Source organism: Bacillus sp. BP-3 (assembly GCF_028401955.1).
In the GTDB taxonomy this organism is placed as follows: domain Bacteria; phylum Bacillota; class Bacilli; order Bacillales; family Bacillaceae_G; genus Bacillus_A.
On sequence record NZ_JAQOTJ010000004.1, the window covers coordinates 173,643 to 185,719 of the forward strand.

A 12,077-nucleotide genomic window follows, 5' to 3' on the forward strand; every position below is an offset into this window, starting at 1 on the left:
CTACCAACCCACTTCTAAAACATTGATTTGATTATTGTGATTAGAACCAACTTGAGAGAAGGCCCCAACTTTAATGATTACATTATTAATAATGCTATCTTGTAAATTTTCTACTCGTACGGTTCTAGCCTGTACATTTGCAAGGATTGATCTAAATACTTTTTTATTACCACTGGAAATAGCTAATTCTCCTATATGGACATCAGCACGTGAATCCCAGCCATTTTTATTGTTATATTTGACCATTCCACCAATTAAGGCCCAGTCTAAAGTGAAGTAATTCCATACACCATCTTCCCAGCATTCTTGAATGTCTGGATTGTTGATTTTAACACCAAAACCATAATCTGTTGCAATTCCTTTCGAAAATGATCTAATAACAGGATTTGAAATTCTGACATTCTGATATTGTGGTGCATTATCTCCTTCTTTTGATTTGAACCAAATGCCACGCGATGTTTCTTTACTTTTACCATTGCGAATATTTACGCCTTCAATTGTGAAATCCCCACAAGTATCATTAAATATTTGAAATACTAACCCATGACCAATATCATTACCAATTACCTTTTCTGTTTTGAAATAAGACATATTATTGAACAATCCAAGTTCTTCTAATACATTTTCACCCTGAACGTTATAAGTGATATTCTTATGAATCACTTTGTCAACGGGACCAATTTCTACTAAACCTTTTTTCACATTCTTTAATTTAAGAATCACAGTTACATTGTCGCATGGTGTCATATCATAAGGCTTTGTATTTTGGTTCATAAGCGTGTTTTTATCATTGAATACATAAATACCTACTGTTGCACCCGTCGATGTTGTGGCAGTACAATCCACGGCTTCTATGTCTATTTCTGAATCTTTTACAGCATTCAAAGAAAAGTATGCCTGTGATTCTCCGCCATTTATAATTTTTGTATCTACTTTTATATCTTGGCAATGAGATAACACAAATGCTTTTACATCTTTTGTCTTTTTAAAATCAAATACGCCACCTTTAAATACGATACTTCTTGTTTTATCATATCCGCCGATATTTACTGTATCTTTGTTTGTAAAGAACGTTGTACTTCCTGCCTTTAAATTAAAAACAGCATTCGGATCTGCGCGAATGCTAATGTTACTTGGAATTTCTAAATCTCCAATTGTGTATGTTCCTGCTGGCACATCTAACGTTTTTCCGGCTGATTCATTTAAAGCTTTTTGGAAGGCTGCATTATCGTTTCCGTAATAATTGACACTGTTATACGGAATCATCGCTCTGATTGCTACATCTAACGAAGAGTGAGTACTTTTCACATTCAATACTTCTTGTTTAATATCATCATAAGCACCTTCAAAAGCTAATGACTTCCACTCTGTTCCTAAACGTAAGAATAAACGTTTCGTTGTCTTATCTACTGCAAGAGCTGAAACGTCCGTTTTACTATTAGAAACAAAAAAACCAACTCCGTCAGTACTTCCCGTTGGCATCCCTTTCGCTCCTGCTGCATATCTAAAAAATCCTGATTTACCTATTAATTCATTGGTATCTGTCACCGATAAAGCAAGACCTGTATTGTCAGTTACCTTAACTTGTTGAAAGATATCTGTATTATCAAGTTTGGTTTTTATCTTCTGATTAAAATCATATAAAGTCTTTTCGCCTAATCTGGCTGCCACTACCTCATCAAAATTTGATGGATTTGCGGCTAAAAAATCAGAGATCAGTTTTTTAACTACGTTTAAAGTATTTGTATCACCATTCGTTATTGAAGCTTGTAAATTGGTAACATCCATAGCTTCTTTTTCTGTCAAATTTAAAAGAGCTTGTTGAACTGTAGTAATAAATTTGTTGTTGTTCACAAGCTCTACATATACGTTATCTATTTCTAAATTTAATTCTTTCCGTTCATCGGCAGATATAAGAGTATTTATATAATATTTTCTTGATAGACTCATGGCATTCGCTCCTTTCTATAAATAATAGAATCTCGTATTTACTTCACACCAATGGAATGTAGACGATTCAATTTTTATTTGGTTTATGCCAGAAACAAGATGTATTTCACCTGCATCAGCATGGCGTACCAAATTACGACCATATTCATCTTCTATATGAAGACCTTTTATAACAATGATTCCTTGTGATACAGCACTAGGATTATAAATTGTTAATGAGTCATTAGTAGTGAAATTAGTAATCTTTAAATAGCGTGGATCACATTTAATACGCCATGTTATATCATGTTGGGCTGGGTTAATTTCCATGGAACCGATGTTTTTAAAATAAAATATTTTCTCCTTGAATGTGTAATCGTACTTATCATCCCATTCTAATCCCATGCCCCAAGCGAATTTATTCATATCCCATTCCTTCGCATCTAATGACCTAAAGATACTTTCACCAAAACCATCAGATATAGAAAACTCAACAATAATTTCAAATAATAAAGAACCAGGTGGACGGTTAATTTTCATATTTTCATACTCAACACGTCTTCGTATTCCTGGTTCTCTTGAATATATAATATAAAAATCTTCTAACCTACCAAATAAAGCATATAGTTCATTTCTTTTTTCATATACTCCCTCAATATCTCCTGTATCCACAAGAACCCTTAATTGACACCCTCGCTCTGTATAGCTTTTATTGTAATGACGAACACCAAACTGTCCTTTTATTTTCATCTTGTCTGATTCTTTTTGAGGTGGATCTACTGTTAATTCTAAAGTTTCTACATTGTAATCTTTTTTAAGGGAGCAAGTTTGTCCATTCTTAAATAAAATTATTGTATCTGGCATTTACTATTGCCCCCTTTTTAGAAAGTTTATATTATCCTCACGAATAGTTTCTTTTCGTACAACTCGCTGCACTGTACGACCATCCACAATAATAGGCTGATCTACAGTAAGTTGTATAACCGTGTCTTTTGGAGTTGAATCTATACCAGGCATTCCTGCATATGAAACATTCGTTACAGGCATTGCATTTTCACTTAGTGATTGTATGTTACTAGCCATAGTACGGTTCATATTCGCAACTAATTCTTTAATTGTACCTGTGATACCAAGCGATTTCTCTCTTGATGATAATGGCGTAACAGATACCTTGTTTCCCTTCTTAGTGAATAACTCTGGGCCAGCTTCACCCGCTATGAATTGACCATCTCCAAGAACATGACCACCTGTAGCCAACATCGGAACATGTGGAATAGTTGGTGCATCTACACCAGGTATTTTATTTAATAAATTGGCTGGTGTATTAAAGCCATCAATAAATACATTAATCATGTTAATAATTCCATTTATTGCAGACTTAATTCCACTTTTAACACCATCCCATACGCCAAGTACGACTGACTTCATTCCCTCGAATGCACTTTCGACCGCACCAGTAACCCAACGAACGGGACCCATAATTGCTTCTTTTAGGCCTTCCCAAGTGGATGATGCTGTTGATTTAATGCCACCCCAAACGTTTGATAATACGGAGCTAATTCCATTCCAAATACTACTGCTTGTACTACTAATCCAATTCCACACATTTACAACAACATCTTTAATTCCATTGAAAATGCTTGTTGCAGTTGAAACAATCCCATTCCATAATCCAGTTAAGAAACTAATGATTTCATTCCACACTGCACTTGTTGTTGAACTAATTGTGTTCCATGCTGATAGGATGAAATTCTTTATAGATTCAAATATTGGTGTAACAAAACTAACAAGTCCATTCCAAACCGATGATAAGAAATCTGTTATTGCTTGCCATACTGCACTTGTAGTAGAACTGATTGTATTCCAAGTATCAACAATAAACTGTTTTACACTTTCAAAAATAGGAGTAGCAAAATATAAAATAGCCGTCCAAATCGCTTGTAAATACTGTGCGATGAAATTCCAAACAGTTTGTATAACAGTTGAAATTCCGTTCCAAATCATTGAAAAGAAATCAGCTATACCTTGAAGAATTGGTGTTAAGAACTCAACAATACCATTCCATATGCTCATAAAGAATTCTGATATGGTTGTCCATGCTTGAATAAAGAAGTCGCGAATTCCATTTACAGCAGATGTAAATATTTCTACAATGCCATTCCAAAGTTCAGTAAAGAAATCCTTGATTCCATTCCAAACATTCATCGTGACTTCTACGACTTTACCCCAAATATCCGAAGCTGTATCCACAATCCCCTTCCACAAGTTAGAAAGAAATTCAATAATTGAATTCCATATATCAATTGTCTTTTGTTTAATAGAATCCCAGTTTTTAACGATTGTAACAACCAGTGCTACAACTGCTGCAATAATAATTGGAACAATTGCAACTATCCCCCACATTACGCCAGTGGCAACACCAAATGCACCAGCAAGCACACCGACTATACTAGACAACGTTATAAATATTGGTGCTAATGCTAATATGGCCCCAGATATAATACCAATTACTGTAGCAATAGCAGCTAATGTTGCTGCTAATTTAGGATTTTCAGATATCCATTCTGCAAATTTACTAATTACATTTGCAATAACACCTAATACAGGTTCAAGAGCCATTTTTAAATCTCCAAACGCCTTTCCCATCTTCACAGCTGGTGAAGCATCTAATTTAGAAGTAGAACCGTGTAGATCTTCTACTCCCTTTTTTAAATCAACTTGTTTACCTTCTGCCTTTAGAATGGTATCAATGATTTTCTTCCCTTGGTCTTCCCACATTGTACCGAACATCTTCGTTCCAAGTTGATTCCTTACGGTTGCATCTTCAACACCAGCAAGTGCTTTGGTTGCTTCAAGCATCGCTTTTTGTCCATTTTCACCACCGCCAGCAATGGCCTGACCCCATTTTTCGAACTGATCTGCTGAGATATTTGTTTTATCTAAAACTGCTTGCATAGCTTTGTCGACACCTTGACCAAACTCAGCCATTTTGATACGACCTTCTTTAACACCCGATATGTTCAACAGGATTCGCAACATCCTACCAGTTCTCTTATGAACTTCTGTATATCACTATACAGACCAGACTATATCATCATCTTTATATAAGATGCTCCCCATTTCGGATGTCATTGGCTTACACCCTACGTTTTTCAACTAGTCGTTGCACGTTCCTTTATTAAAGGCTTCGCTCAGTATTGTCTCTTTTTGAGAGTTCCACTGAATTAAAGGAGTTTTCTATAAATGTCGCCACTCATAGGGACAATTTTTTATCCAATAGGTTATCAATATTCCAAGTTTTAGTATCAATGCCAGCTTCCATAATAGCTTGGACCTCTTCAGCTGAAAAACCCGCTTGAATCATTTGGTCTCCGTATTCAGAAATGATATCTAATTGTTCGGGAGGGAATCCAACTTTTAAAAGGTGATTAACTAGACCTAGTGCTTCTTCGTTAGTTATGCCTAATGTTGTACCAATCTCATTTGTTTCCTGTATCAGCTCGTTAAAATCAATACCAGCATAATTTGAAGCGATAGTCGCTGCGCCTTTAATAATAGCTGCATTCGTTTCGTCAGAAGCATCTTTATTCAACGCCCATTGTCTACGAACGCCCTCCAGTGCCTCTTCCCCATCAAGTCCATACGCTTCAATACCTCTTACGGCTTGTTCAATCGACTTCTTAGATGATTCAGGTACATCAAAAGATATATCGATTTTCGTTTTTAATTTTGATGAATCTAATGCTGTTTCAATAGCTTTATCAATTCCACCGCCAGCGACTGCTGCACCTAACATATTTTCTAAATCGATATCAAGTTCTTTAAACTTTTTACCTGTTTGTTCTGCTTCTTGTGATAACTTGGATAATTCTTTTCTTACATTCTCTACAGAATTACCATCATCAATAGTTGCAAGAATCTGCTTCATTTTTTCTAAGTCAGTTCTCGTTCCTAATGCCTCCACACCGATTTTATTAATGGCATCGTCAAGTTGTTTAGATGATGCTGTTCCACTTTTAATTGCATTGACAAGCCTACCGCCTAAAACACTAGCAAAGTTGTCTACACTTGTTCCTGTGGCTTGAAATAATGTTTCTAGTTGTTTTGTGGAAGTAGCTATACGCCCTTCTTCAGCTTCCATCTCTTTCATAGAGTTTTGTAAGCTTTTTAGGTGATTTTCAGTTGCGATTACTTCACGGTTAAACGCCCTATATTGTTCTGGCGATATCTTGCCTTCCGCGAACTTCTGATTGATCTGTGTTTGTGCTTCTTTCAGCTTATTTAGCTTTTCAGTTGTTACCGTTACTTGTTCAGCTAGTAATTGTTGTTTCTGAGCTAGTAATTCAGTGTTTCCAGGATTAAATTTTAATCCTCGTTCAACTTGTTTAAGTTCTTGAGATAAAGCCACAGATTGCTTTGTAACATCTTTAAGAGCATTACCTAATTTAGTTGTATCTGCACCAAGTTGTATCGTAATCCCTTTTATTGATTTATCCACACATTCACCACCTTTTTATAAAAAATAAAAATGACCACCATTTTGTATAGGTAGTCATCTTTAGAATGAATCGTAATCTTTTTGATTCGCTCTTCTCACTTTTTCTTTTTGCGGATTCTTCAATTCAATATATTCACTAATGTAATCCAGGCACATACCAATTGTCATTTCGTCTAAATCTGAACTTGTAAGCTTACATTTATAACACAATGCAAGGAATGTCTCAGTGGTAAATCCCTCACCATCATCAGTCCCTTGCTCATTGCTTACATCTTTTTTTTAGATTGCATAGAAGCCATTAACATATCTTGAATTTCTGGAATGATTTCATAAATTGGGAACTCATCAAATGTATCTAACCAAGTTATTGGATCTGGAATTGTCGGATCTGCTGTTTTCGCCAAAACATAAGTAAAGTTATAAAAAACATCCATATCCAATAAACTGAAATCCATATTATCTAAATCATTCATATCTACATTCATTAGCGGATATAGTTTCATTAGTTCTGAAAAGTAGTCCTTTCCAAATTGCGCTTTATATCGCTTAGGAGTTCCACCTGTGCTTTTCAATCGAACTTGCTTACCGTCTACTACAATCGTTTTTTCCATCTAATTACGCTCCTTTTTGTAATGCAGGTACTTTTGTATACACTTTTTTGTACCAATTATCATAAATTTCTTGTTTTGATTTAGTTGTAGTTTTCGTTTTAACCATACGTTTTCCATTAATATCAATAGGGCTTGATACAAATTTAAGTTCATTTGTATTCGGCTCCGCTGAATTTGTTTTCGTTTTAGATGCAAGTGTTGGACGACTTGCTGAACAGTTAAACATAACGTGGCGCGTTGCTCGTACATCGCCATCAAATTCAAATAATAATGCAAATGGTTTTCCTTTTGCATCAGCTAATTCGTTTAATACACCATCTTCTTCGTCTAATTCCTCCCCTAATGTATCGATTGCAAATTGTTCCGGAATAGTCGCAATGGATAGCGTTCCATCATAACCTTGGTTATTACTTGCAGCATAATAAAGCATGTCATCCGCGTAGAATTCAATTAAATCCCCTCGTGGATCAAACGTTAATTCAACCGCACCTGGTAATCGAATCGGTGTACTGAATGTAACTACACCATCTTTAATTTCATAGAGTGCATAGTGGACATTTTTCAGACCAAAAGCTACTTTGTTTTCATTCATTTATATCAACCTCACTTCATAAAATTTTTGAAATAATTTCTCTGATTCAATAAATGTCTCAAATGGGGAATCATAAGGAATCTCATGTTCATCTAAGACACTTTCAAGCTTTGTTTCTGCGGCCAAATCTTTTTTTATTGTGTAAAGCTCAATATTGATATCATTTATTTTGTGATAAACCTTATTGTCAGCCATTAAATTGGCTGAACCATCCACAAGAATACAAATATACGGGGGCATTTGTGCTGTTGTGAAATGCGAATAAGCCACAGGATAACCTGTAGCTTTCAAAATGTTTAATAGTTCTGCTAATGTCATTCCTGTATCGCCCTTTCAACGCGATCTGTAAATTCAGAGATGGCTTTCTGTTCTTCTGGTCCAATATGCGGAAATGTCCGCGATCGGCCAGTACCACCAGCAATTACATGTCCACGCTCGAGTAAATGTGTAAGTTGATGTTTTTTGTTATAAACAACCCATACACCATTTACTTTCTTACGTGTCCATCCCTTGCGGTAATCACCAGATTTATCATCAAAGCCACCTGCTGTTTTTAAATTATTTACAGATTCTTTCGTTACATCATCAGCTGCCTGTTCTACTTTTTCTTCTACTTCTCTTGTATATAGCTCTACTTGTCTAGCGATTTCATTAGCTAAGTCATTAACACTAACCATAATACTTCACCCCATCTTTTCCATAGCTATGATGGTTAATGTTTTATTCTCTTCATTATCATTTATCGGTGGTTCAATAATGTCAAAGATACGCCCCTTTAAATTAATCCGCATCTCTTCTGTAATTCCCAAAGTATAGGGGATAATGAACCTATAAATTAGTGTTACTTGTGAAGACGAAGCGGCAATATATTCTGATCCTTTTAATGTTTTTATCATGGCCCAAGCTTTTTTTAATTCTTTCCAATCTATTTCAATAACCTGACCGAGATCATCTTTTATTGTTACAGGCTGTTCAATAATAATTTTATTTCTGAAATCTCCTGTATTTAATGGCTGTTTATATTGAAAAGGACGCATATCATTCACCGTCCACTTTAATTTCTTCTAATGCTTTTTCGATACTAAGACTATTAATTTGACTTAAAAAGTTATTATCAAAATACTCAAGTGCATCATTATAAACATAACGAGAGCGTTCAAAGACTAATTCCTTGAACTCCTCGTTAGCGTTTAAATCATAATCACCACAAACCCTAAGTAATGCCTTGTTAGACGTAGAAAGGATGCGCTTTAGGTTATCATCTTCCTCATCACCTAAGTGCATCCTATCTTTGAATTGCTGTAATATTTCATTTGAAATTACTGTATTCATTCACATCATTCCTTATTTAGTTGCTGGTGGTGTAAATGAAATCTTTAAATCATATACAAGAGCCGCTTTATTATCTTTCGGTTTACCATTAGCAAACTGTTTGATTGTATAAAGCGTTGCATCTTCAATTGCTAATGTCTGATCAAACTTTTTAAGTTTGTATCCGCCTGCAATTGCTGCAAGGTATTGACCTTGTACAAAAAATAGCGCCTTTCCTACTGGAACCTCTTCTGATTCTACGGTTTGAATGTTATAAGGTAATGCCATCACCCATTGACCATTTGCAGTTTGAATTGTATTTCGTGCTTGTACTCCAATAGCATCCACAGGATTGACAACCATCACAATTTTATTTAACACTTTGCGAGATTTTCCTTTTCCATCAACAGATAAAGCTTTTACCACTTCATAAAGCTCCCCAGCAATTACTTCACCATGTTCAGAAGGAGCAAATGTTAATGTACCGGATGATTTTTTATCAGTAACTGCGCCCGTTGACGGATTTACATCCTTCATTAAACCTACAGGTTGATGCGCTACTGATCCGCCACCATTTACAAAACCAAACTCTAAACCAACAGAATAAGACTCCACTAATAAAGTTCGAACATAACGTTCAACCCACTCTGGCCCAAGTTCTAACATATCGTTTGGAATAGCTGCGAATGCAGTTAATTTAAGTTGACCAATTTTCTCTTCTCTAAACGCTGCGTTAACTTGTCCTCTAATTTCACCGAACAATTCGCCCCATGCATACGCTTTTGTTGCATCAGAATAAATGAACTTTGTAACTGCCCCTAAATCTTGTAGTCCTAAAGCATCAAGCAATGGATGTTCTTTAACTAAGTCTTCAAATACACGTTCTTGCGTAGTTACTGGAAGAATTGAACCGTCTTTAAATCCTCCTTCTTGTACAACAGCATTAAAGAATTTTGTTTCTGCTGCCGTTAATACGTTTTGACCTCGTTGTTGAAGAATAGAACGATCTAACATTTCATCATTTACTTGATTACGAACTGTATTAATCACATCTGTTTGCATTGCATCAAAGAAATTTTCAAAGGCTGCCGTTTGTTCTTGTTCTGTGCTTTCTGCATTGGTTAAAGCATCTGTTAATTTTGCTTTCGCTTTATTAAATGCTTCAGATTTATTAAATTTAATGACCATTATGTGTTTCCCCCAATTTTTATAAATTTAAAAGAAGCCCTTTAATCCCACTGTTTTTTACAGGTTTAGGATTTGGCTCCTTTGGTTGTAATTCTGTATTTATTTGTAAATCATTCAAAATTTCGTTTTTCAGCCCTAATAATGCAGTGTTTAAATCTTCTTTTGTAATCCCTTCAGTTTTACCTTTATTAAGTGTTCCATTTCTAAAACCATCGATTACTTTCTGTGGAATCATGGCAGAAACAGCACTTGAAGCTGTCATTTTAACTGGATTCTCCATAAACATGATTTCATCCACAAAATTATTTTCTAGTGCCTGTTGCGCTCCCATCCATGTTTCTTCTGCCATCATATTTAGCAATTCTTCTTCAGATTTACCACTTTTAATGACATAAGCATTCACAATGGCTCTATCCGTAGTTCTCAACATTTCAGCAGCCTTTTCCATTCCTCTATGATCGCCACCATTCCACATAGAAGCGTTATGAATCATAATTTGTGCTGTTGGAGAAATTCGAACTGTATCACCAGCCATTGCAATGAAAGAAGCCGCGCTTGCAGCTAAACCAACAATTTGAACTTCCACATGACCAGAATAATTTTTTAATGCTGTATAAATCTCTGATCCTTCATGTACATAACCACCCGGACTATTAATTGAAACAATTAAATCCTCACCATTGGCATTAGTAAGTTCTTTTGCAACCATACCTGGGCTTGTTGCATCCATTTCAAACCATTCATAAATCCAAGCTTCATCACTAGAAATGATTGGTCCTTTAATATCAAGTTTCACTGTCATTTACTTTCCCACCTCCTTCAGATTCTGTTAATTTCGTATAGTTTTTAGTGATATGATGTGTATTTAAGTTAGGATCATCAGAAACTTCATATCCTACTTCTAATCGAATCTCATTTCCTGTAAATGCACTTGAAGAAATAAGTTTATCGATACTTGTTGCAAGATCAAATATACTTTGATAAGCAACAGCTTTAATTTCAATCTTTTGCCCCTCAAGATATTCATTCATTTCAAAGAATTTCATGTTCACTTCATCTGAAAGTTTCTTGAGTAACGGATTTACTGTAAATAGCATGTAATTTTTCGTTTGTTTTTCTACATCAGCCATTTCACCATATATCAAAGCCGTAGGTATACCCATTGCCATAGCTACTTGATTTAAAAAACCATTTGTTACTTTATTTATTTCTTCCACACTAGGACCATTAGCAGAACCGTTATAAACTTCTTTGTACTCAATCCCTTTTTGTTGTGGGACAATAGCAATATCTTTCTTACCAATTGCCTGATACATGTCATCTATAAACTTTTGTAACTTTTCTATCTGTTCTTGCGATTTGGCGCCAATCATGTCCATATCAACTGTGCCACGAACTTGATTTTTACGCTTTTGAGAATTTAATATCCGTCCGAATAAGTCGCCATAATCAGTGAAAAGTCCATCAATAAGTGGTGATAATTTATCATTTCGATATTTCAAATGGATAACTTCACTCTGTTTAAAACTTCTCTTAAATTCATAATCTTTTACCATAACATTCGTAAAAGTATCTTCAAAAACAGCATATTCATTATGTTGAAAGTCATCCGCAATAAGTAGATCACCGTCATCAGCTTGTATAATTAAAGCTTCATTATCATAAATAAGCTTGTGAATATACTTTTCCCAAAAGGTACTTGCTGTCATATTTTTATTAGGTCTAACATTTAATCGATAGTAAAGTTCATTTTTTTCAAATGCTTCACCATTTTTAACTCTAAATTCTGATTGACTAATTGTTCTTCCTAAAAAAGATATACATGTATCAATCGCAAGTCGCTTCATGTGAACTCTGTTCGCTGTATCGATGAACATATCTACATCAAACATAAATGCTATTTCTTTATTTTTGTTTAATACATCGCTGATCCATCCAATTGTCATCA

At 35.0% G+C, this 12,077-nt stretch carries 13 protein-coding genes; all 13 read right to left on the minus strand.

Features of this window, described 5'->3' with window-relative positions; genetic code table 11:
- Positions 1-1,950 carry a hypothetical protein gene (locus PLX19_RS08515; RefSeq protein ID WP_272188092.1) on the minus strand — a complete coding sequence of 650 codons (1,950 nt, stop codon included), beginning with the start codon at positions 1,948-1,950 and terminating at the stop codon, positions 1-3.
- A gap of 15 nt (positions 1,951-1,965) precedes the next feature.
- Positions 1,966-2,793, minus strand: coding sequence for a phage tail domain-containing protein (locus PLX19_RS08520; RefSeq protein ID WP_272188093.1), 828 nt, complete (start codon positions 2,791-2,793; stop codon positions 1,966-1,968).
- 3 nt (positions 2,794-2,796) lie between these two features.
- Positions 2,797-4,917, minus strand: coding sequence for a phage tail protein (locus PLX19_RS08525; RefSeq protein ID WP_272188094.1), 2,121 nt, complete (start codon positions 4,915-4,917; stop codon positions 2,797-2,799).
- Positions 4,918-5,182: 265 nt separating this feature from the next.
- Positions 5,183-6,427, minus strand: coding sequence for a hypothetical protein (locus PLX19_RS08530; RefSeq protein WP_272188095.1), 1,245 nt, complete (start codon positions 6,425-6,427; stop codon positions 5,183-5,185).
- Positions 6,428-6,693: 266 nt separating this feature from the next.
- Positions 6,694-7,038, minus strand: a complete 345-nt coding sequence (locus PLX19_RS08535; protein ID WP_035436812.1) for a hypothetical protein — start codon at positions 7,036-7,038, stop codon at positions 6,694-6,696.
- 4 nt (positions 7,039-7,042) lie between these two features.
- Positions 7,043-7,630, minus strand: coding sequence for a major tail protein (locus PLX19_RS08540; RefSeq protein ID WP_272188097.1), 588 nt, complete (start codon positions 7,628-7,630; stop codon positions 7,043-7,045).
- Positions 7,631-7,948: a hypothetical protein gene (locus PLX19_RS08545; protein ID WP_272188098.1), complete on the minus strand. Its 318-nt coding sequence runs from the start codon at positions 7,946-7,948 to the stop codon at positions 7,631-7,633.
- Complete coding sequence (locus PLX19_RS08550) at positions 7,945-8,307, minus strand: HK97 gp10 family phage protein (protein ID WP_272188099.1); 363 nt, start codon at positions 8,305-8,307, stop codon at positions 7,945-7,947. Before PLX19_RS08550 ends, PLX19_RS08545 begins: the two co-directional genes overlap by 4 nt.
- Positions 8,308-8,313: 6 nt before the next feature.
- Positions 8,314-8,667, minus strand: a complete 354-nt coding sequence (locus tag PLX19_RS08555) for a phage head closure protein (RefSeq protein ID WP_090911753.1) — start codon at positions 8,665-8,667, stop codon at positions 8,314-8,316.
- Between the two features lies 1 nt (position 8,668).
- Positions 8,669-8,962 (minus strand): hypothetical protein, encoded by a 294-nt coding sequence (locus PLX19_RS08560; protein ID WP_272188100.1) that lies wholly within the window; start codon positions 8,960-8,962, stop codon positions 8,669-8,671.
- A gap of 12 nt (positions 8,963-8,974) precedes the next feature.
- Positions 8,975-10,129 (minus strand): phage major capsid protein, encoded by a 1,155-nt coding sequence (locus tag PLX19_RS08565; RefSeq protein ID WP_272188101.1) that lies wholly within the window; start codon positions 10,127-10,129, stop codon positions 8,975-8,977.
- Positions 10,130-10,148: 19 nt separating this feature from the next.
- Positions 10,149-10,931 carry a head maturation protease, ClpP-related gene (locus PLX19_RS08570; protein WP_272188102.1) on the minus strand — a complete coding sequence of 261 codons (783 nt, stop codon included), beginning with the start codon at positions 10,929-10,931 and terminating at the stop codon, positions 10,149-10,151.
- Positions 10,915-12,075 (minus strand): phage portal protein, encoded by a 1,161-nt coding sequence (locus tag PLX19_RS08575; protein WP_272188103.1) that lies wholly within the window; start codon positions 12,073-12,075, stop codon positions 10,915-10,917. Before PLX19_RS08575 ends, PLX19_RS08570 begins: the two co-directional genes overlap by 17 nt.
- Positions 12,076-12,077: the final 2 nt, after the last annotated feature.